General features: G+C 69.4%; 21 protein-coding genes and 1 pseudogene. 10 read left to right on the forward strand and 12 right to left on the reverse strand.

Annotated elements, in window-relative coordinates:
- The first annotated feature begins 166 nt into the window (after positions 1-166).
- The 4 genes from ACFY0T_RS40910 (at position 167) to ACFY0T_RS40925 (ending at position 3,392) form a co-directional block, all read left to right on the forward strand.
- Positions 167-817 carry an HdeD family acid-resistance protein gene (locus tag ACFY0T_RS40910; RefSeq protein WP_388883101.1) on the forward strand — a complete coding sequence of 217 codons (651 nt, stop codon included), beginning with the start codon at positions 167-169 and terminating at the stop codon, positions 815-817.
- A 252-nt stretch (positions 818-1,069) separates the two neighbouring features.
- Positions 1,070-1,540, forward strand: a complete 471-nt coding sequence (locus tag ACFY0T_RS40915) for an SHOCT domain-containing protein (RefSeq protein ID WP_388883103.1) — start codon at positions 1,070-1,072, stop codon at positions 1,538-1,540.
- 33 nt (positions 1,541-1,573) lie between these two features.
- A complete protein-coding gene (locus ACFY0T_RS40920) occupies positions 1,574-2,014 on the forward strand; it encodes a hypothetical protein (RefSeq protein ID WP_388883105.1) in 441 nt (146 codons plus the stop codon).
- 91 nt (positions 2,015-2,105) lie between these two features.
- The gene (locus ACFY0T_RS40925; protein WP_388883242.1) at positions 2,106-3,392 is read left to right on the forward strand and encodes a diacylglycerol/lipid kinase family protein; all 1,287 of its coding nucleotides are present in this window, start codon (positions 2,106-2,108) and stop codon (positions 3,390-3,392) included.
- Between the two features lie 212 nt (positions 3,393-3,604).
- Here ACFY0T_RS40925 and ACFY0T_RS40930 read toward each other — a convergent pair whose 3' ends face one another.
- Positions 3,605-5,050, reverse strand: coding sequence for a glyceraldehyde-3-phosphate dehydrogenase (locus ACFY0T_RS40930; protein ID WP_388883107.1), 1,446 nt, complete (start codon positions 5,048-5,050; stop codon positions 3,605-3,607).
- A 204-nt stretch (positions 5,051-5,254) separates the two neighbouring features.
- Here ACFY0T_RS40930 and ACFY0T_RS40935 point away from each other — a divergent pair, with 204 nt between their 5' ends.
- Positions 5,255-5,593 carry a nuclear transport factor 2 family protein gene (locus tag ACFY0T_RS40935; RefSeq protein ID WP_388883108.1) on the forward strand — a complete coding sequence of 113 codons (339 nt, stop codon included), beginning with the start codon at positions 5,255-5,257 and terminating at the stop codon, positions 5,591-5,593.
- Between the two features lie 42 nt (positions 5,594-5,635).
- Here the strand turns inward: ACFY0T_RS40935 and ACFY0T_RS40940 are convergent, their stop codons facing one another.
- The 4 genes from ACFY0T_RS40940 to tnpA all read right to left on the reverse strand — a co-directional run bounded on the left by ACFY0T_RS40940 (position 5,636) and on the right by tnpA (position 9,839).
- The gene (locus ACFY0T_RS40940) at positions 5,636-6,502 is read right to left on the reverse strand and encodes a TIGR03943 family putative permease subunit (protein WP_388883110.1); all 867 of its coding nucleotides are present in this window, start codon (positions 6,500-6,502) and stop codon (positions 5,636-5,638) included.
- A complete protein-coding gene (locus ACFY0T_RS40945) occupies positions 6,499-7,518 on the reverse strand; it encodes a permease (RefSeq protein WP_388883112.1) in 1,020 nt (339 codons plus the stop codon). Before ACFY0T_RS40945 ends, ACFY0T_RS40940 begins: the two co-directional genes overlap by 4 nt.
- 165 nt (positions 7,519-7,683) lie before the next feature.
- Positions 7,684-8,949 carry an alpha-L-fucosidase gene (locus ACFY0T_RS40950; protein ID WP_388883114.1) on the reverse strand — a complete coding sequence of 422 codons (1,266 nt, stop codon included), beginning with the start codon at positions 8,947-8,949 and terminating at the stop codon, positions 7,684-7,686.
- Between the two features lie 458 nt (positions 8,950-9,407).
- Positions 9,408-9,839: an IS200/IS605 family transposase gene (gene tnpA, locus ACFY0T_RS40955; protein WP_388883116.1), complete on the reverse strand. Its 432-nt coding sequence runs from the start codon at positions 9,837-9,839 to the stop codon at positions 9,408-9,410.
- 26 nt (positions 9,840-9,865) lie between these two features.
- Here tnpA and ACFY0T_RS40960 point away from each other — a divergent pair, with 26 nt between their 5' ends.
- From ACFY0T_RS40960 to pqqB, 5 genes and pseudogenes are all read left to right on the forward strand, one after another.
- A complete protein-coding gene (locus tag ACFY0T_RS40960; RefSeq protein WP_388883118.1) occupies positions 9,866-11,146 on the forward strand; it encodes an RNA-guided endonuclease InsQ/TnpB family protein in 1,281 nt (426 codons plus the stop codon).
- Between the two features lie 91 nt (positions 11,147-11,237).
- Positions 11,238-11,684 (forward strand): annotated as a pseudogene (locus ACFY0T_RS40965) (alpha-amylase); the annotation flags it as partial.
- 294 nt (positions 11,685-11,978) lie between these two features.
- The gene (locus tag ACFY0T_RS40970) at positions 11,979-12,395 is read left to right on the forward strand and encodes an SseB family protein (RefSeq protein WP_388883120.1); all 417 of its coding nucleotides are present in this window, start codon (positions 11,979-11,981) and stop codon (positions 12,393-12,395) included.
- A gap of 135 nt (positions 12,396-12,530) precedes the next feature.
- The gene (locus tag ACFY0T_RS40975) at positions 12,531-13,643 is read left to right on the forward strand and encodes a hypothetical protein (protein WP_388883122.1); all 1,113 of its coding nucleotides are present in this window, start codon (positions 12,531-12,533) and stop codon (positions 13,641-13,643) included.
- Positions 13,644-13,709: 66 nt separating this feature from the next.
- Positions 13,710-14,588, forward strand: a complete 879-nt coding sequence (gene pqqB, locus ACFY0T_RS40980) for a pyrroloquinoline quinone biosynthesis protein PqqB (RefSeq protein WP_388883244.1) — start codon at positions 13,710-13,712, stop codon at positions 14,586-14,588.
- Here pqqB and ACFY0T_RS40985 read toward each other — a convergent pair.
- From ACFY0T_RS40985 to ACFY0T_RS41015, 7 genes are all read right to left on the reverse strand, one after another.
- Positions 14,585-14,989 (reverse strand): MarR family winged helix-turn-helix transcriptional regulator, encoded by a 405-nt coding sequence (locus tag ACFY0T_RS40985; protein WP_388883124.1) that lies wholly within the window; start codon positions 14,987-14,989, stop codon positions 14,585-14,587. The two genes, pqqB and ACFY0T_RS40985, sit on opposite strands and share 4 nt — an antisense overlap.
- Before the next feature lie 84 nt (positions 14,990-15,073).
- On the reverse strand, positions 15,074-15,427 hold the full coding sequence (locus tag ACFY0T_RS40990; RefSeq protein ID WP_388883126.1) for a VOC family protein: 354 nt from the start codon (positions 15,425-15,427) through the stop codon (positions 15,074-15,076).
- A gap of 143 nt (positions 15,428-15,570) precedes the next feature.
- The gene (locus ACFY0T_RS40995; RefSeq protein ID WP_388883128.1) at positions 15,571-16,197 is read right to left on the reverse strand and encodes an SMI1/KNR4 family protein; all 627 of its coding nucleotides are present in this window, start codon (positions 16,195-16,197) and stop codon (positions 15,571-15,573) included.
- A gap of 114 nt (positions 16,198-16,311) precedes the next feature.
- Entirely contained in the window at positions 16,312-17,343 is a 1,032-nt protein-coding gene (locus tag ACFY0T_RS41000; RefSeq protein ID WP_388883130.1) for a LacI family DNA-binding transcriptional regulator, read from the reverse strand.
- Positions 17,340-18,245 carry a carbohydrate ABC transporter permease gene (locus tag ACFY0T_RS41005; RefSeq protein WP_388883132.1) on the reverse strand — a complete coding sequence of 302 codons (906 nt, stop codon included), beginning with the start codon at positions 18,243-18,245 and terminating at the stop codon, positions 17,340-17,342. Before ACFY0T_RS41005 ends, ACFY0T_RS41000 begins: the two co-directional genes overlap by 4 nt.
- Positions 18,242-19,216 (reverse strand): carbohydrate ABC transporter permease, encoded by a 975-nt coding sequence (locus ACFY0T_RS41010; RefSeq protein WP_388883134.1) that lies wholly within the window; start codon positions 19,214-19,216, stop codon positions 18,242-18,244. Before ACFY0T_RS41010 ends, ACFY0T_RS41005 begins: the two co-directional genes overlap by 4 nt.
- Complete coding sequence (locus ACFY0T_RS41015) at positions 19,213-20,532, reverse strand: ABC transporter substrate-binding protein (protein ID WP_388883135.1); 1,320 nt, start codon at positions 20,530-20,532, stop codon at positions 19,213-19,215. The genes ACFY0T_RS41010 and ACFY0T_RS41015 overlap by 4 nt, the downstream gene beginning before the upstream one ends.
- Positions 20,533-20,702: the final 170 nt, after the last annotated feature.

A 20,702-nucleotide genomic window follows, 5' to 3' on the forward strand; every position in this document is an offset into this window, starting at 1 on the left:
TGCACGCCCTTCCTCACTCACCTCATCGCCCCGGCGGTGCGCACGGATCACCCGCCGAGGGTGACCCGGTGGCCGACGGCAGGCGGGACGCTGGCCCGGTGAGGTCCCCGCACACCGCCCCGTCGGCGGTCCGGGAGCGAACCGTTCGATCGCGCGAGGAGGAGCCATGACCGTGTCGCGTGGTCCGGCACCGCATACCGGACCGAACCACATGCCCGGCGGGGCGGCCTCCGACCCGGCGGACGTTTTGGCTCAACTCGGGCGCTCATGGACGTGGATCCTGGGGTCCGCGGTCGCCACGCTCGTGCCGGGCATTCTGATCCTGGTCTGGCCGGACGAGACCCTGCACGTCCTGGCGGTCGTCATCGGCCTGTACCTGCTCGTGACCGGGGTGTTCCGGTTCGTCGCGGCGTTCGCCCGGGAGGAGCACGGCGAACGGCTGCCCGGGCTGCTCCTCGCGGTGCTGTACGTCCTGGCCGGGGTGCTGTGCCTGAGGAACCCGTTGCAGACCATCGCCGCGCTTTCGCTGATCGTCGGGATCGTCTGGCTGGTGTCCGGCATGCTCACCCTCTACACGGCCATCGCCGCCAAGGACCTGCCGCACCGCGGCTTCGCCATCGGCGCCGCGGTGATCGGCATCCTCGCGGGGATCGTGGTGCTGGCCCTGCCGTTCGAGTCGGCCCGGGCGCTGACGCGGCTGCTCGGACTGTGGCTCGTCCTGCTCGGTCTGGCCGAGGTGGTCCTCGCCTTCGCCTGGAGGGCGGCACTGCGCAGGGCCGACGTCGCGGGGCCACAGGGCCCCGCCGGGACGGTCTGAGACCCCCGCCCGACGCCGCGCGGACCGGTTCGCCGGCCGTGGGCGGCCCCCGCCTTGCGACCGGGGGCGGACACACGCGGTCAAGCAGGAACTGGTCATGGGCAGGACCTCTGTACCGTCCCACGCTCTGGGAACCGTCCGCGGCCCGCGTCCCCTCACCCGCCTCGGGTGAGGCCGCCCGGTCCTTGCCATGCGCACGCTGGAGACGGCAGAGAACGGCTGCCGGGCGAACGCCCGGGACGGAGGAGAGACATGAGTGGGCAGATGTATCTCGCGTACGACTATCCGCTGCTGAGCGTCTTCTGGTCCATGCTCTGGTTCTTCCTGTGGATCATGTGGTTCATCCTGCTCTTCCGGATCATCCTCGACATCTTCCGTGACGACACCATGAGCGGCTGGGCCAAGGCCGGCTGGCTGCTGTTCGTCATCGTCGTGCCCTTCCTGGGCGTCTTCGTCTACGTGATCGCCCGGGGCAAGGAAATGGGCCGCCGTGAGGTGGCGCAGGCGCGCGCGCAGCAGGAGGCCTTCGACCGTTACGTCCGGGAGACCGCCAAGGGTGGCGAAGGCCGCCCCAGCAGCGTTGACGAACTCGCCAAGCTGTCCGAGATCCGCGCCCGCGGAGACATCACCGAAGAGGAGTTCCGCAGGGCCAAGGAACTGGTCCTGAGCGGCTCCGGCCCGTCGGGAAGCGCGGGCGCCGCCACCTCCACCTCCGATCGCTGAGGGCACCGCACGAGACTGAATCGAGGCAGCAGGATGACCGCGACACAGACCACACATGCGCACAGGCGGCACTGGGCCGAAGGCCTGACGGTTTTCGCAGCCGTCATGCTCATGATCGCAGGCATACTCGACATCTGCCGGGGCGTCATGGCGATCGCCCAGGACGACATCTTCGTCACGACACGCAACTACGTCTTCGCCTACGACCTCACCGGCTGGGGCTGGGTCCACCTCGTACTGGGCGCCGTCGCCGTGATCGTCAGTCTCGGAATCTTCCAGACGGCGAAGTGGGCGCACGTCGCCGGGGTGGGCATCGCCGGACTCATCATCATCGCCAACTTCCTCTCCCTGCCGTACTCCCCGGTCTGGTCGATCGTGATGATCGCTTTCTCGGGGTTCATCATCTGGGCCCTGTGCGTGGACCAGCAGGAGACGTCCTCCACCCCGTTCGAGCGCCCACGGCAGAACGTGTGAACGTGTGAACGAGGCCCGGCACAGCCATGAACCGGCCCCGGCAGGCCGCTCCGCGGCAGCCGTCGGCGAAGGCCGTGCCGGATGGGCGCGTCTGGCACTGCTCGCCCTGCTGGCGAGCGTGCTGGTGGCGCTCGTCGTCGCCGGGCTGCGGAGCGTGCTCTGGGCGCTGATCGGCATCGGCGGACTGGCCCTCGCCGCCGCCGGGGTGTGGTGGACTCTGGCCCACACCGGTGTGGTGCGGGTGGCCGGAGTCGCGCTGTCCCTGGCCGCGCCGGTCACGGTCCTGGCGCTGTATGCCGCGTACGGCATGCTGGGGCCGGCCCTTCTCTCCCTGGCCCTGTGGATGCTGGCCACGGGGGCGGCCCGGATCGCCGTGGTGCCGGGACACGTCCCCTCCACACGCGAGGGCGAGCCCACCGGGGCTCCCCGGCATCCCTGGATCCTCATGAACCCGCGCTCCGGCGGCGGCAAGGTGGGACGTTTCCACCTGGTGGACAAGGCACGGTCGGCGGGCGCCCGTGTCGTCCTGCTCGGCGCCGGAGGGCAGGACGTGGCCGCACTGGCCCGGCAGGCCGTGGCCGAGGGGGCCGACCTGCTGGCGGTGGCGGGCGGAGACGGCACCCAGGCCCTGGTGGCCGAGGTGGCGGCGCGGCACGATCTGCCCTTCGTGGTGATTCCCGCCGGCACCCGCAACCACTTCGCCCTCGACCTCGGCCTCGACCGCGACGATCCGGCGGCGAACCTCGCCGCCCTCTCCGACGGAGTCGAACTCCGCGTCGACCTCGCGTTCGCCGCCGACCGGGTGTTCGTCAACAACGCCTCCTTCGGCACATACGCCGCCGTGGTCGGCGATCCCGCCTACCGCGACGAGAAGGTGCAGACGATCCTGCAGGCGCTGCCCGGACTGCTCACCCGCCCGGACGCGTCCAGGCTGCGGATGCGGGCCGGCGCCACGCGCGCCGAAGGGCTGCAGGCGCTGCTCGTCAGCAACAACCCCTATCTGCGAGCCGTCGACTCGGCCCGCCCCGGGCGCAGGGAGCGGCTGGACTCGGGACTGCTCGGCGTGCTCTGCGTGCGGGTCGACAACGCCGCGCAGGCGGCGCGGATGGTGCGCGGCGCTCGTTCCGCGGGCCTCATGCGGCTCACCGCGGACGAGGTGGTCGTCGAAGCGGACACGGACACCGTCCCGATCGGCATCGACGGGGAACACGTGGTGCTGCCGGCACCCGTGGTGTGCCGGATCGCCCCCGGGGCGCTACGGGTCCGCGTGCCGCGCAACCGTCGGCGTACACCGCTGAGCCGGCCGGTGGCCGACTGGCCGCACGTCACGCGGCTCGCGCTGGCCCCGGGCGGAAGGCGGTCCCCGGCGGCCGCCTGACCGGTCGCGTCGTGGACAGGCTGGTCATGGCAGACAGGCCTGGTCACGGCAGACAGGGCTGGGCACAGTGCCGTCGCAGCACTTCGCGCCCGCGGGGCATCGCCCTTCGTGGGCGAGCGGGGGAGGGGGCGCGCCAGGCGGGGCGGGTTCTGCTCAGAAGGTGAGTTCGCCGCCCCGCCCGTCGCCACATCGGATCGGACGGTCCGCCGGGATCAGACAGCGGGGGCCGGGTACGTCGGGTACTCCACCCCGGAGACGTGCTGGACGACGCGGATGACCTGGCAGGAGTAGCCGAACTCGTTGTCGTACCACAGGTACAGGATCGCGTTGTCGCCGTCGACCTTGGTGGCGCCGGCGTCGACGATCGAGGAGTGGCGCGAGCCGATGAAGTCGCTGGAGACCGCGTCCGGGGCGGTGGTGAAGTCGATCTGGCGCTTGAGCGGCGAGGTCAGTGACACGTTGCGGAGGTAGTCGAGGACCTCCTCGCGGCTGGTCTCGCGCCCGAGCCGCAGGCTGAGGATCGCGATCGAGACGTCCGGCACCGGGACGCGGATGGAACTGCCGGTGATCGGCGCCTTGAGGTCGGGCAGCGCCTTGGCGACAGCGGAGGCGGCACCGGTCTCGGTGATGACCATGTTGAGCGGCGCCGAACGGCCGCGACGGTCGGCCTTGTGGTAATTGTCCAGCAGGTTCTGGTCGTTGGTGAACGAGTGGACGGTCTCCACGTGGCCGCGCAGGACGCCGTACTCGTCGTCCATCGCCTTCAGCGGCGGGACGATCGCGTTGGTGGTGCAGGACGCGCAGGACAGGATCTGCTCGTCCGGCTTGATCGTGTCGTGGTTGACACCGTGCACGATGTTCGGGACGTCGCCCTTGCCGGGCGCGGTCAGGACGACCTTGTCGATCCCGGGGCGCAGGTGCTGCGAAAGGCCCTCGCGGTCGCGCCACTTGCCGGTGTTGTCGATGAGGATGGCGTCCTTGATGCCGTACGCCGTGTAGTCGACCTCCGACGGGTCGCTCGCGTAGATCACCTTGATCGCGTTGCCGTTGGCGATGATCGTGCTGTTCGCCTCGTCGACGGTGATCGTGCCCTGGAACTGGCCGTGGATGGAGTCGCGGCGCAGCAGCGAGGCGCGCTTGACGATGTCCTGCTCGCCGCCCTGGCGGACGACGATGGCACGCAGCCGCAGGCCGTTGCCGGAGCCGGACTTCTCGATGAGCAGACGGGCGACGAGGCGGCCGATGCGGCCGAAGCCGTAGAGGACGACGTCGCGCCCCTCGCCGCGCTCGATCTTGTTGGCACCCGTGGCGCCGGCGACGGCCCTGGCGGTGAACTCCTCCACCGTGAGACCGCGGTCGTCGGTCTTGTACGTCGCGGCGAGCATGCCGATGTCGATCTGGGAAGGACCGAGGTCGAGCGCGGTGAGAGCCTGCAGGAACGGCAGCGTCTCGGTGACCGAGAGCTCCTCACCGGCGATCTGCCGGGCGAATCGGTGGGTCTTGAGGATGCTGACCACCGACTTGTTCACCAGGGAGCGGCTGTGAAGCAGGACGGTGACGTCTCGCTCCCGGTGCAGCTTCCCGATGATCGGGATCATCGACTCCGCGATCTCCTCGCGGTTCTTCCAGTTGGTGAACGAGTCGTCGTTGACAGTCACAGGTGCATCTTTCGAGCTAGGCGGCGCTCATATGCTAACCCCATCATCGTTTTGCTCCGTCAGCAGGTCCCGGCAGGGTCCGCCGAGGGACGGTCCACGGCTCCGCTGTCAGCTGCTGGACGGCATCTGACGGCTTGCGAGCCGGTCTCGGGACTCGGCTATACGGTGACGGAAGGGGGTTAATCGTCCGGGTGAGGAGACCGAATGACCGACAGTCCGACGGACGTCGTCGAGGCGGCGTTTCGGTACTACCGCTCACAGGATCGTGCCGCGGCCTTCGCTCTCTACGCGGACGACTTCTCGTTCACCAGTCCGCAGGACGATCACATCGACAAGGCCGCGTTCTTCGAGCGGTGTTTCCCGACTGCCGACCGATTGCAGGAGCAGCGGCTGCTGCATGTCACTCCCGCGGACGAGGAACTCGTCTTCGTCCACTACGAGTACGAGCTCACGACCGGCGACAGGTACCGCAATGTCGAGGCGATCACCGTCCGGGACGGGCTCATCCAGGAGGTGCAGGTCTTCTTCGGGGGCAAGGTGTGACGGGCGCGGGCGAATGGTGTTCAGGGGTTGGAAATCAGGCGCTCAGTTGTTCCAGCTCTCGTCGTACGGGTCGTGCGGCGTCGGGACCGGCCTCGCCGCGCTGACGTCGAGGAACGGGATGATGCCGCCGTTGACGGGATCCTTGGTCCGCTTGCCGGTGTAGGTGCCGGTGACTTCGAGCCAGGTGTCGGGTTGGAGGACGGGCGGAATGCGGCCGGTCAGGCCGACCTTGACGGGCTGGGCGTCGGCGGCACAGCAGTTGAGGGCCATGCGGACGAGATACGGCGTGCCCCCGTGGTCGAGGGCGACGAAACCCGTGATCTTGATCCGCCGGTCGCCGAGGGAACGGCCGTGGTCGTAGGCCGCGCGCCCTGCGTAGTCGACCAGGCTGAGCGGGAGCGGATCGCGGGCCGGGAGGGCGGGGTAGCCGAAGGGCGCTTGCAGGGCCGTGCCGGTGCGCATGGCGCTGTAGGAGCCGAGGGCGGGTGGGGCGACCAGGATCAGGGCGAGCAGGGGGAGGATGAGGAGCCAGGAGATACGGGGTTCGCGGTGGGCGTGCCCCTGCTCGTCTCCGCTTTCGTGGCTGTGCCCGTACTCGTGCTCGTCCGCGCCCTCGTACCCGTGCCCGTGCTCGTCCGCGCTTTCGTCGACGTGCCCCTGCGCGCCGTCGTGGTCGTCCTTGTCCTCCGAAGGCTGCGATGGCAGCGAGGTCAGCGAACGCGGCGCCCGCGCCCCACGCACCTCGTACCAAACCGTGGCAACCGCCGCGACGATCAGCACCACCCCCGCCCCCAGCAGCAAGGGCTGCAACCCGGCCTTCACGTACCGCAGATAGAGATCGGTGGCCCCGGCGTGCAGCACCGCCGCGCCGACCAGGAAGAGTACGGCTGCCTGCGCCTGGCGGTTCACAGCAGCACCGCCCCGACCAGGACCGACATGAGGATCGCCAGGGCGAAGGTGGCGGGCGCGAACCGCAGCGCGAACCCGCGGCCGAACGTGCCGATCTGCATGGCGAACAGCTTCAGGTCGATCATCGGTCCGACGACGAGGAACGCCAGCCGCGCGGTGAGCGAGAACTGGGACAGCGACGCGACCACGAACGCGTCGGCCTCGGAGCAGATCGACAACAGCACGGCGAGTATCGCCAGGGCGAGGACGGACACCACGGGGTTGCCGGCCGCGGCGTGCAGCCAACTCGCCGGTACGACGGCCTTGAGCGTGGCCGCGGCCATCGCGCCGACGACGAGGAAGCCACCGGCGTGCATCACGTCGTGCCGTACGGATCCCCAGAACGCCGCCCCTTTGCCGAGGCCCTCGTGCGCGGGGCGGGCCGGTGGGCGCAGCCAGTCGGTGCGGCCGAGGCGCTGCCACAGCCACCCCATGGCGCACGCCACGAGCAGACTCGCCGCGAACCGGGCGAGGACCATCTCCGGATCGCGCGGAAACGCCACGGCCGTCGCGGTCAGCACGATCGGGTTGATCGCCGGGGCGGACAGCAGGAACGCCAGCGCCGCCGCCGGCGTGACGCCCCGTCGTACCAGCGCCCCGGCCACCGGCACGGAGGCGCACTCGCAGCCGGGCAGGACCGCCCCGGCCATCCCGGCCACCGGCACCGCCAGGGCCGGCCGGGTCGGCAGCGCGCGGGCGAAGAACGACGGAGGCACGAACACCGCGATGACCGCCGACAGCAGTACACCGAGGACCAGGAAGGGCAGCGCCTGGATGACCACCGCGACGAACACGGTCATCCAGCTCTGCATCACCGGCGCGGCCAGCGCCCGGCGGATCGGCCCCTGCGCCGCGACCACCAGGAGCAGCAGCATCGTCAGGACGAGGGGGGAGTTGAACTGCCAACCCTTCCGGCCCTGTTGGTCGTCCGCGTCGCGGTGGTCAACCGGGGGCGGGGCTGCCTTGGTGATGGTCACGGGTGAGGTACCTCCGGTAGGGAAGGGCTCGGTGGCTGCTGCCCCTCGACCTTGAGTACGCCGGTTCGGGCACAGCTTCTCACCGTGAGCCCCGCCTTTGCGGCCCGTATACCGGCCCGCTCGCGCGCGTCAGTCGCGGCCCGTATACCGGTTGGCTCGTGCCCGTCAGTCGCGGCCCGCGCCCCGGTAGAGGTCCAGCTCCCCGTCCAACTCGACGGCGAGCACGGTGGCGTACTCGTCGAGGTCCGCCGCGGCGGGGGCGTCGATCCAGGTCACGCCGGGGACCGTGTCCAGGCCGCCGGTGATGTGGTGGCCCAGTTCGGTGCCCGTGCCGAGGACGGTCACCCGTCGAACCGGGTTGCGCAGTCCGCGGATCGAGACGGACTCGCGCGGTACGTCGAAGCACATCAGGTACAGGGTGCGCCGGTCGGCGGAGAGAGTGCTGGGCCCGTAGTGGTGCCCGGCCGGGAGCCCGCCGACCGTCCCGTAGACGGCGTCGGCGTGCTTCCTGATCCACGCGCCGAGGCCCTCCACGCGTGCGACCTGCTCCTCGGGGATCGTCCCGTCCTCCCGGGGGCCGACGCCGAGCAGCAGATTGCCGCCCATCCCGATCGTCTCCGTGAAGTAACGCACCAGCTGGCGCACCGACTTGAAGTCGCGGTCCTTCGGCCGGTAGCCCCACGAGTCGTTGACCGTCAGGCACAGCTCCCACGGGCCGTCCGGGGCCTGGAGCGGGACACCCTGTTCGGGAGTGGCGTAGTCGCCGTGACTGAGCATGCGGGCGTTGAGGACGGTGTCCGGGTTGCCCGCGAGGATCAGCTCGGCGAGCTCCCGCATCCGCCACTGCTCCTCGGTGCGCTCCCACTCTCCGTCGAACCAGAGCAGATCCGGGTGGAAGCGGGTGACGAGCTCACCGACCTGGCCGTCGCGGTAGGCCAGATAGCGCTCCCAGGCCGCCGGGTCCTCCTTACCGGGCTCGGCGTGCGAGTACGGGCTCGGGGGCTCGTCGCCGGGCTCGACGTGCCGGATGCTCGGGTAGTCGGGATGGTTCCAGTCGGAGTGGGAGTAGTAGAGGCCGACCTTGAGGCCCCGCTTGCGCAGGGCGTCGGTGAACCCGGCGACCAGATCGCGGCCGGCCGGTGTGTGCCGGACGACGTTCAGATCGCCGTGCGCGGTGTCCCACAGGGCGACGCCGTCGTGGTGCTTGGTGGTCAGCACCGCGTACTGGGCGCCGGCGCGGGCGAAGAGCTCGGCCCAGGCCTGCGGGTCGTAGTGCGACGCGGTGAAGCCGTCGAGCTGTTTCATGTATCGCTCGTGCGAGACCTCGCCCGTGTAGAAGGACCAGGACTCGGCCCATCCGTCGACGGCGTAGATGCCGTAGTGGATGAAGATGCCCAGCTTGGCATCGGTGAACCAGGGTTGCATCGGCATGCGCTCACGCTAGAGGCGCGGACCCGGTCCGCGCGTGGGCGGCGGTCACCACTACTGGTCTGTTTTCACCCTGCGTTCCGGTCGCTGCGAGATCTCTTTACGTCGCTGTCATGTCCCTGTAGCTTCCGGCTGCAAGGGCTTTCAGGAAATTACCGGTTCTCCTTGCAATGCACGTCCCCCGCAACTCCCCACTCCCCGGCCCGCATTGGAGACGCCCATGAGACGTGGACCCCCACGCCTGCTGCGCCCACTGGTGGCGTTCGTGGCGGCTACCGGGCTGTTCGGACTGATCCCACCGGACGCGGGCTCCGCCCCCATGGAGAAGACCGCCGCCGCTCCAACACGGCGACCGTCTTCTACCTTTGCTCTTGGCCGGTGCTCCGCCGTTTACGGCGGAGGTGAAGGCCATCTCGGAACCGCTCTGACCCGAACGTGAGCACGGGTCCGGGGTGTGGTCCTCAGTCAGCAGGGCGCTGTTGGTTCTCGATGTACTGCTTGACGACGGTCAGCGGTGCTCCACCGCAGGACCCGGCGAAGTAGGAGCCGGACCAGAAGTGGCCGCCCCACAGGTACCGGCGCACATGCGCGTCGTACTCCTGGCGGAGTCTTCGCGAGCTGACGCCCTTGAGGCTGTTGACCAGTTTGGAGAGCTGCACTTTGGGCGGGTAGTGCACCAGCAGGTGCACATGGTCCTGCTCGCCGTTGAACTGCTTCAGCTCGGCCTGGAAGTCTTGGCAGACCTCGCGCATGATCTCTTCGGTGCGAGTCAGCATGGCATCGGTGAATGCCTTACGCCGGTACTTGGTGACGAAAACCAAGTGGGCATGCAAGTTGTGGACGACGTGACGGCCGGTGCGTACATCGGGATTCGGATTCCAGCGCGGTGACATAAGCCAACTGTAGTAGCGTGGCTGCCATGAGCGAATGCGGTCTGAGGAAGCGACAGTTCGGGCATCGCGCCCGACTGGCACTGTCCCCTGCATGCGAGCTCAAGACCGACGCCCAGGCGCACGCTGCCCGCACGATGTGGAATCTCCTCCACGCGTGGTGGCAGATGATGCCGAAGGAAAAGCGGACGCTGGCGAGCGCGGATGCCGCGATCCGCCAGGCCCGTAAGGACATCGAATTCCTCGCAGTGCTCCCGGCCCAGGCCGCGCAGGCCGTGTTGAAGACGTACTTCCAGGCGTGGAAGAACTGCTGGGACGGCCGGGCGGATGCCCCGAACTTCAAGGGCCGGTTCCGGTCGGTGATGTCCGTGGACATCCCGCAGGGACGGGACCTGAACATCGTCCGTGTGCACCGCCGCTGGGGCATGGCCAACATCCCCAAGGTGGGCCGCGTCCGGTTCCGCTGGACCAAAGACCTCCCCGTGGGCAAACACTCCAACAAGGAGAACCGCATCACCGGCGCGCGGCTGGTCAAAGACGCGCTCGGCTGGCACATCGCATTCCGCGTCCAGGTCCTCGAAGCCAAGCCCGAGCCTCACCAGGGGCCGCAGGTCGGCATGGACGTGGGCGTCACCGTGCCCATCGCCTTGTCGGACGGCATCACCAAGAACCACGGCGAGTGGCTGACCAAGCAGGATCAGTCCAAGCTCCTGCGTCTGGAGCAGCGCGCCGCCCAGCGTAAGCAGCACCGCAAGCCCGGGATGCGAACCAGCCGCCGTCTGCGCCATACCTATGACCAGATCGCAGGACTCCGCGCGAAAGCCAAGCGTCGGGCCTTGGACTGGCAGCACCAGACGACCACCGCCATCGCCAAGCAGTACGGCACGGTGGTGGTCGAAGCACTCACCATCACGAACATGGTCAAGTCCGCCAGGGGCACCGTCCAGTCGCCGGGAAAGAACGTCGCCCAGAAGTCAGGGCTGAACCGCTCCATCACCGGCGAAGCGTGGGGCCGTACGGTCACGATGCTGGCGTACAAGACCGCTCAGTACGGCGGCACCCTGCACAAGGTCCCGGCCCCCCACACGTCCCGGCGCTGTTCCGCGTGCGGCTTCATTACGCCCGGCAACCGGGAGGACCAGGCCACGTTCGTATGCAAGAACCCGGACTGCGGATGGTCAGGCAACGCCGACCACAACGCAGCCCGGAACATCTTGCACCTTTACCGGATGGGCCTCGCGCTCATCCCGGCTGCCGGGAGGGCAGTCGTCAGGCGCGCGAAGCGCGTTAAGCCCGCTGCCGCAAGGTAAGCAGGAATCTCCCGGCTTCACTTCAGCCGGGAGAGCACTTCAATACACGAAGACCAAGAACTGAACTGGCCGACCACCTATCTGCACTACGCCGTCCACCGGCCGCGCGTACTACGGCGACCACCTCGCCGGATCCGTCACGGCCTCCGACTTCGGCAAGGTCGACTCGGCGAGCGGCGAGGTCGCCACCACCCTGGCCCAGCCGCTGGTCAAGCACCTCCAGCGGCTCAACCAGATCCGCCGGGCGATCCCGGCCCTGCAGATGGGCCAGTACTCCACCGACGGCATCAGCGGCTCGATGGCGTTCAAGCGCCGCTACACCAGCGGCTCGACGGACAGCTTCGCGCTCGTCACGGTCACCGGCGACGCGACGTACACGGGCATCCCGAACGGTACCTACACGGACGCCGTCACGGGTGACGTGAAGACCGTCTCGAACGGCACGCTGTCCGTGGCGGCACCTGGCAAGGGCAACCTCCGCGTGTACGTCCTGAACGGTCCCGGCAAGATCGGGAGCGACGGGCCGTACCTGAAGTAGCCAGAAGTAGACACAAGCGGCCGGAAGTATCCGGAAGCAGCCGTGTGGGGCCCGGACTTCGAATGCCCGGGCCCCATGCTCATGTCAGATGACCCATGTCGGCCCGACCATGGCCGAGCCGCTCCACCGGCGCGTCGGCTGCGACCGCCTCGGCCTGCCGTCGGACGACATCCCGCTGCTGCCCTGAAAGACAACAGGAGGAATGCCGCGGCGCGCACTGGGTACGCGACGGGCGTTGCGCCCGGGACGGACATCGCCCCGGGTGGCCCGTCCGCCACAACCCGGGGATTTGCCATGGTCACACCCTCGAACCACCACCGGCCCACGGCCGAGACGCCCGCTCAGGAGGCGCTGAACACCCTCGTGGAGAACACGGAGGACGCGACGGCCCTCGACACGCTCGCCGGCAGCGACGTGCTGGTCCCCGTGCCCGACGACGCCGTCGAGGAGGACGCCGCCGACCCCACGGCCGTGGCCCTGCCCGTCCTGGACCAGCCGGGCGGCGAGCAGGTGGTGCCCGTGTTCACCTCGGAACTGGAGATGGCCGAACTGCTCCCGTTCGTCTCCCGCTACCGCCTGGTGCCGCTCGGTGCGCTCGCCTCCCAGTGGCCCTCCGGCGACCTGTCGCTCACCATCGACGCCAGCTCACCGCACGGCCTGACCCTCACCTCCGAGGGCGTACGTACGCTGTTGGCCCGGCCGCAGATCTGACAGACACGGGCGTGGTGGGGATGAACGGATCCGACACCGTTCATCCCCTGGACGGCGTGCTGCGCTGAGGTGACGCACGTCCCGGCGCGGGCGGGAGCGTCTCGGGCGGAAACCTCCCGGCATGACAATGGCCGCATGAAATGGATCTCCGGCGTGGCCGGCGGACTGCTCCTGGCGGTGGTTCTCGTCAGCATCCTGCGCACCCTCGTGGTGCCGCGCGGGCTGTACTCCCCGCTGGTGATCCGCTGGTGGCGCTCGCTGCGCCTGCTGCTGCGTCTCGCCGCTCCCGGCGGCAGCTACCAGGCCCACGACCGCGCGCAGACCTGGCTGGCTCCGCTCATGCTCGTCGGCATGCTCACGAGCTGGCTCGCCGGGGCGCTGCTCGGATTCGGGCTTGTGCTGCACGCCCTGTCCACGCTGTCCTGGACCCAGTCGGTGCGGGAGGCCGGTTCCAGCCTGTTCACGCTCGGCTTCGCCAGCGGCGACCGGCTGCACCTGTCCGTCGTGGACTTCGTTGCGGCGGTCACCGGGCCCGTGGTGATCGCGCTGCAGATCGCCTATCTGCCCACGCTGTACGCCGCCTACAACCGCCGCGAACTGGAAGTGACGCTGCTCCAGTCGCGCGCGGGCGAACCCGCCTGGGGCCCGGAGATCCTGGCCCGGCAGTGGCTGGTGGACACCGAGACCGCGCTGCCCGAGCTGTACCGTGCCTGGGAGCGGCTCGCCGCGGACATCGGCGAGAGCCACTCCACGTACCCGGTCCTGCTGGCGTTCCGTTCCCCGCAGCCCTACCGCAGCTGGATCGTCGGCCTGGTCGCCGTCATGGACGCGGCCGCCATGCAACTGGCGCTCACGCCCAGCAGCGCACCGCCCGAGGCGCGCCTGGTGCTGCGCTCCGGCTTCACCGCGCTGCGCGACATCGCCCGCGCGCTGCGCTTCGCCTACGACATGGACCCCAGACCCGACGCGCCGATCCAGCTGTCCTTCCTGGAGTTCGACGCGGCCGTCGCGAGGGTGGAGGCGGCGGGCTTCCCCGCCGAGCGGACGGCCGAGCAGGCCTGGCCGCACTTCCACGGCTGGCGGGTCAACTACGAGGCGATCGCATACGAGTTGTGCCGTCGCGGCGACGCGGTACCCGCACTGTGGACCGGTCCGCGGGACTTCGCCACCGTCCCGATCCCTCCCCGCCGCCCGAAGGACCGGCGCCCGGGCCAAGGTCGTCCGGAACTGCCCCCTTCCGCAGGGTAGTCCCGGCCGTCCTGGCGGGAAGATCCCCGGGAGGGTCCGAGACGGAGGGGTGGGGTTCCCTTGAAAGTGGTGCTGCTGGGCACGGCCGCCGGTGGCGGCTTCCCTCAGTGGAACTGCGCCTGCGCGCTGTGCCAGGCCGCCCGCGACGGCAAACTGCCCGCGCGGACGCAGGAGTGCGTCGCCGTCAGCGGCAACTCCCGCGACTGGTGGCTGCTCAACGCCTCACCCGACATCCGTGCGCAGCTGACCGCCACGCCCGCGCTCGCACCCGGGCCCGGGCCCAGGGACTCACCGGTGCGCGGTGTGCTCCTGACCGACGCCGAGGCCGACCACGTCACGGGACTGACCGTCCTGCGCGGCGGCGCCGGACTCAAGGTCTATGCCGCGCCCCCCGTCCTGACCACGCTGGCCCCGCTGCGCGCCCTGCTCGACCGCTACGCCCCGTGGGAGTGGGCGGACAGCCTGACCGAGGGCGGTTTCGTGCTGGCCGGCGGTCTGGTCGTCACCGCGCACCCGGTCGGCTCCAAGGCCCCGAAGTATGTCGCAGGACCTGCCGCGGACGCCCGCTGGGTGACGGCGTACCGGATCGAGGACCTGGCCAGCGGGGGAGTACTCGTCTACGCGCCCTGCCTGGGCAGGTGGACACCCGCGCTGGACGCCCTGCTCGCCACGGCGACCTGCGCGCTGCTCGACGGCACCTTCTACGCGGCCGACGAGATGGGCACGGCGGTGCGGGCCCCCGGCGGCCAGGCCGCCATGGGGCACCTGCCCGTATCCGGGGCGCACGGCAGCCTGGCGGCTCTGGCCCGCCATCCCGGTCCGCGCCGGATCTACACCCACCTCAACAACACCAATCCGCTGCTCGACAAACTCTCGGACGCCCATGCGCGGGTGACCTGGTCCGGGGTCGAAGTCCTGCCGGACGGTGCGGAGTTCGTGGTCTAGCCGGTCGTGCCGGCCGTCAGCATGCGGGCCAGGACGGCGCGTTGCAGGGGGAGTACCTCGGAGTGCAGGTCGCGACCCTTCTTGGTGAGCGCGACCCATACTCCGCGTCGGTCTTCCTCGCAGACGGTGCGTTCCACCAGGCCGTCCTTCTCCAGCCGGCCGATGAGGCGGGACAGGGCGCTCTGACTGAGATGGACCTGGCCCGCGATGTTCTGCACCCGGCACTGCTCGCCGGCCTCGGTGACCGTGGCCGCGGCGAGGATGTCCAGGACCTCGAAGTCACTGGCCCCCAGGCCGTGGGGATGCAGCGCGCGGTCGATCTCGCACATCGTGCGCGCGTGCACCGAGAGGATCTCCCGCCACCGGTCTTCGAGGGAGGATCCGGCCGTCTTCGCTGACATAACTGAACGGTAACAGAAATCCGGCCAGTCATTGAGCGTGCAACTAGTGCACCTGCATCCAGTCGCCGGCGCTATGGGGCCGAGCTACTGGGCGGTCGGGTCCTGGGTGAGCCCGATGAGGTTGCCGTCCGCGTCCTTCACCGAGGCGATCAGCTTGCCGCCGCCCACGTCATGGACGTCCTGCAGCGTCTCGGCCCCCGCGGCGAGCAGGCCCGCCAGGGTTCCCCTGATGTCGGAGACGGTCCAGTACGGGACCGGCCCGGTCATCCCCTTGGCGTGACCGTTGGGGTCCAGGCCGACATCCTGCCCGGCGTCCTTGAAGCCCACGTAGTACGGTTCGTCCGCGTACGGCTCCACGCCCAGCAGCGCGCTGAACAGCGCCTTTGTCTGTGCGAGGTCCTTGACGGGGTAGATGATGGTGTTGAGGCCGGCGGTCATGGCGACTCCTCCGTGATGCTGGTCAGTGCCTGCGCGGTGCTGCTCGCGCCGACGGCCTTCCCCGTCGGCGCTTTCACGCTACGGCGGGGGAGCACCGGGTGGCTTCTCGAATCCTGACCAGTCGTGCCGACGCCCAGGAGCGGTCACTCCGCGTCGCGGAAGGTCTTGTACTCGTCGTTCATCAGGTCCCAGAAGGACCGGTGGCGGATCGCGCCGGGCAGCCAGTGGGCGAGGTACCAGGCTTCCCAGTCCCCGTCGGGGGTGATCACGCAGGGATTGAGGAGGTACATGTCGGTGGCATCCGGGGTCCGGCTGATGACGAGCGTCCGCGGCAGGTACTCGGGCCGTAGCGCGACCGTGTCCTGCTCTTCGCCGTAGACGAAGTACTCCTCGTCGGGGACGCGCGGGTAGTCGCAGCGGCGTCCATCGGTCCAGATGGCGACCAACTCAGGGTCGAGGTCGCGGGCCCAGCCCACCTCCTGAGCCGGCAGGAGCCGGCCCATGGAGGTGGTCGTGTTCAGCCAGCCGTTGCTCGTCAGCAGGAACTGCCGGTAGCTCGGTGGAAGCGCGGCCCCCAGCCGTGCCTCCAAGGCCTCGACCTCCTCAGGGCTTGCTCCGGATGTGCCCAGCCAGCGGGCGGCGCGTACCTCGTCGGGAAACGGCTCGGGTCTCTCCTGTTCGTGCAGGATCGGATCGAGCCACTCATCACTCCAGCGTTGAAGGAGATCGCGCCAGGCGTAACGCGGCTCGCCCTGTTGCCCCTTGTCCATGGCAGAAGGCTAGGGGGCTTCTGATGGATCCCCGCGCCGAACCGGGGCCGCGGGGCCCGGGAGTCCCCCGTGCTCCCGGAGCCCCGCGGCGGTTCCCGGTTCAGCTACGGGCTCTCATGTCGACTCGCGCCGTACCAGCTCCGTCGGCAGGATCACCGCCGCCGGGTCCTCGCCGCCTATCTGGGCGAGCAGCACCCGTACCATCTCGGCGCTGATGCGGTCCCAGGGCTGGCGGATGGTGGTGAGGGCGGGCGTGGACGCGGTGGCGGCGGGGGAGTCGTCGAAGCCGCCGACGGCCACGTCCTGCGGGACGCGGCGGCCGGCCCTGTGCAGTGCGGCCAGCACGCCCTGTGCCATCAGGTCCGACGCCACGAACACGGCGTCCATGTCGGGGACCCGCTGCAGGAGTTGCTCGGCGCCCGCCTCACCGCTGGCCCGGCTGTAGTCGCCGGAGGCGACGAGTCGGTCGTCGGCCTCGATGCCCGCCTCGGCGAGCACCTCCCGGTAGCCCGCGAGCCGCTCGACGCCGCCGGGGGTGTCGAGCGGGCCGGTGACCATGCCGATCCGGCGGCGGCCGAGGGAGAGCAGGTGCCTGACCATGTCACGGGCGCCGTCCCGGTCGTCCGCGGCGACGAAGCTGACCTTGGACCCCATGCCTATGGGCTTGCCGCACGCGACCAGTGGCACGCCCGCGTCGCGCAGCTCCTCCGCGACCGGATCGCCGGAGTGGCTGGAGACCAGCAGCACGCCGTCGACATGGCCCGCGGTGATGTACCGCGTGATGCGCCGCCGTTCGTCCTCGGTGCCCGCGAGCATCAGCAGGAGGGGAACGTCGTGTGCGGCCAGCGCCTGCGTGCAGCCGCGCAGCAGGACATTGAAGTTGGGGTCCTCGAAGAACCTCTCCTGGGGCTCGGTCAGCAGGAAGCCGATCGAGTCGGAGCGCCCGGTGATCAGGGAGCGGGCGTGCCGGTTCACGACGTAACCTGTCTTGCGGATGGCGGCGTTGACCGCCTCCTGTGCGGCGGGGCTGACATAGTGCCCGCCGTTGAGCACACGCGAGACGGTGCCTCGTGAGACTCCTGCCTCGCGCGCCACATCGTGGATCGTCGGCGGTTTGCGCCGGGCCCCCGTATTGCTCATGGTCATGACTTTACGGCTCCGGACAGCAGATCGAGGCTCCAGAACCGCTGGATGACGAGGAACAGCGCGACCAGCGGGATGACCGCGAGCATCGCGCCGGTGATCACCAGCGTGTACAGCGCCGGAGTGTTGGAGCCCTGCTTGAGGAGGGTGAACAGACCGAGCGTGATCGGGAACTTCTCGTCGTCGCTGAGCATGATGTACGGCAGCAGGAAGTTGTTCCAGACCGCCACGAACTGGAACAGGAACACCGTCACCAGTCCGGGCACCATCATCGGCAGCGCGATCCGCGTGAAGATCCGCCATTCGCTCGCCCCGTCCATCCGTCCGGCCTCGACCACGTCACCGGGCACGGCCGCTGCGGCGTAGATCCGGGCGAGATAGATGCCGTACGGGGAGAGGATCAGGGGGAGCAGGACGGAGGCGTACGAGTCCGTCAGGTCCGCCTTCGCCATCAGCAGGTACTGCGGGATCGCGAGGATCACCGGCGGCATCAGCACGCCCGCCATCAGGATGCTGAACATGGTCTCGCGGCCGCAGAAGCGGTAGAGGGCGAGGGCGTAACCGCCGAGCGCCGAGACGGCGGTCGAGAGCAGGGCGCCGAGACCGGCGTAGAGCGCGGAGTTGCCCATCCACTGCCAGTAGATGCCGTCGCGGTAGGCGTTGAGGTCCCGCACGTTCTGGGTGAAGCCGGTTCCCGGCAGGAACGTGAACGTCGAGAACAGCTCACGGCCCGACTTGGTGGAGGCGATCACCACCCAGGCGACGGGCAGCAGACAGTAGAGGGCGCCGAGCAGCAGCGTCAGCGTCGGCACCAGGGCGATCCGGCGGCGCAGCGGCGGCCCCTGGGCGGTCCCGGGCGTCGTACCGGCGGCCGGCGCGGCCTTGCGTACGGCAAGAGAACTCATCGTGCTTCCTCCTGCTTGTTACGGGAGTTCGCGGCGCGCAGGAAGCCGAAGGAGAGGAACAGCGTGACGATGGCGATGATCACGGCCTCGGCGGCGGCCGAGTAGATGTCGCCCGCGCCGAACGCGTCCCGGTACACCTTCATCAGCGGACTCCACGTCGTGGAGACGGAGTTGGTGAGGGGTTTGAGGGTGGTCGGCTCGCTGAACACCTGGAGCGTCGCGATGATCGAGAAGAAGAAGGTGAGCACCAGCGAGGGCGTCACCATCGGAATCTTGATCTTCAGCGCGATCTGCAGGGGCGTGGCGCCGTCCAGCTTCGCCGCCTCGTACACCTCGGCCGGAATGGCCTGCAGCGAGGTGTAGATGACGATCATGTTGAAGCCGGTGCCGCCCCAGACCGCGATGTTGGACAGGGCGAGATACAGCGGGCCGCCGTCCAGCAGGTCCGGCTGCGGCATCCCCAGCCTGTCGAGGATGAAGTAGAAGGGGCTGACGTCCGGGAGGTACAGGAAGCCCCACAGCAGCGCGGCGACGACGCCGGGAATGGCGTACGGCAGGAAGATCGCGAGCCGGGTGAAGGGGGCGAGGCGCACCTTGTCCGTGTCGAGCATCAGCGCGAACAGCAGCGCGAGGCCGAGCATCACTGGAACCACGATGACGCCGTAGCCCAGCACCCGCAGCGCGCCGTCGAGCAGCTCGTTGTCGGTGAGGGCGTCGGTGTAGTTCTCCAGGCCGGCCCAGACTTCGCTGCGGGCGCCTGCGCCCAGGCCCAGGCCCTTGACCTGGACCTTGTGCAGGCTGAGCCACAGCGCGTAGCCGATGGGCAGTGCGAAGAAGAGGGCGAAGAGGAGCGTCGCGGGGAGGAGGAAAAAGTAGGGCGCGCGAAGCGCTCCTTTGAGGGCGGTGGTGGGAGACGGGTGGGCGTACGGGGCCCCCTTGACCCCGTACGACTTCCGACGTGCCGTTGTCACTGAGCGACCCCGAAGCCCTGCTTCTCGAGGTCGGCGACGGTGGTGTCCTGCATGGTCTTCAGGGCGGCACCGAAGTCCGACTTGTTCTTGGCGGCGGCGCCGAAGGCGTCGTTGAAGGACGTGTAGGCGACGTTCACGTTCGGGCCCCAGGCGGACGGCGCGGTGGTCTTCGCGATCTCCGAGGCCTTGGTGTAGAAGTCCGTCTGGTTGGAGAAGAAGGCCGGCGGCTCCATGAACGCGTCACTGAGCTGGGCGCTGGTGGAGGCCGGGTAGATGCCGCCCTCCTTCGCCAGCGCGGCCACCGCCTTCGGGTCCGTGTTCAGCCAGGCGGCGAACTTCGCGGCGGCCGCCTTGTGCTTCGAGTCCGTGGTGACGGCCGTCGAGGAGCCGCCCCAGCTGCCGGTGACGTTCTCGCTGTCCGACCACTGCGGCAGCGGGGCCATCGCCCACTTGCCCTTGGTGTCGGGAGCCGCGGTGGTGAGGGTGCCCGGCGCCCACACAGCGCTCACCCAGGCGATCTGCTGGCCGGTGTTCAGCGCCTTGTTCCAGGCCGGCTGGTACATCGGCTGGTTGTCGATCACGCCTTCCTTGACGAGACCGCCCCAGAACTTGGCGACCTTCTGCGTCGCCGCGTCGTTGATGCCGACCTTCCACTTGTCCCCGGAGGCGGTCCACCACTTGGCGCCGGCCTGCTGGGCGAGACCGGCGAAGAGGCCGGAGTCGTTGGCGGAGAAGGTGGTCAGGTCCTTGTCCGGGGCCTTCTTCTTCAGCGCGCGGGCGGTCTCGGCGAACTGCTCCCAGGTCGTCGGGACCGTCAGGCCGTACTTCTTGAAGAGGTCCTCGCGGTAGTAGAACATCATCGGGCCGATGTCCTGCGGGATCGCGTAGACCGCGTCCGTGCCCAGCGTCGTCTGCTGCCAGACGCCCTCGGCGAACTTGCCCTTCGCGTCCTTCGACTCGCCCGCTATGTCGGCGAGTGCGTCATTGCTGACCAGCGTCGGCAGTGCCTGGTACTCGGCCTGGACGAGGTCCGGGGCCTTCTTCGCCTTGTGCGCGGTGAGGATCTTGGTGACCAGGTCGTCTCCCGACGCCTGCTTCTTCACCGTGACGGTGATCTGCTGCTTCTTCCCCGGCCCCTTGTTCCACAGGTCCACGACCTTGTCCATGCCCGGGGTCCAGGTCCAGTACGTCAGCGACGCGGGTCCGGACTGGGCGTCGCTGTCCTTGTCCTCCGAGCCGCAAGCGGCGAGTGAGGTGGCGCCGAGCGCGACGGCGATGGTGGTGGCCACGAGGCGGCTGTGCTTCGTGATGGGCATGGATCGTTCTCCCCTGACCTGGGTCTCCGCCTGCTGCGGAGGCCTGCCATATTCCATGCGCGGCTCGCCTCCGGGGCGCTTCAGCCGGTGTCGAGACCGCGACCGTGCTCAGCCCTTCGGGCCTCCGCGCGCTCGCGCCCTCGACACCGGCGCGCCCCTCCGGCTCACTC

It is taken from the genome of Streptomyces sp. NPDC001530 (genome assembly GCF_042894545.1).
Taxonomy (GTDB): domain Bacteria; phylum Actinomycetota; class Actinomycetes; order Streptomycetales; family Streptomycetaceae; genus Streptomyces.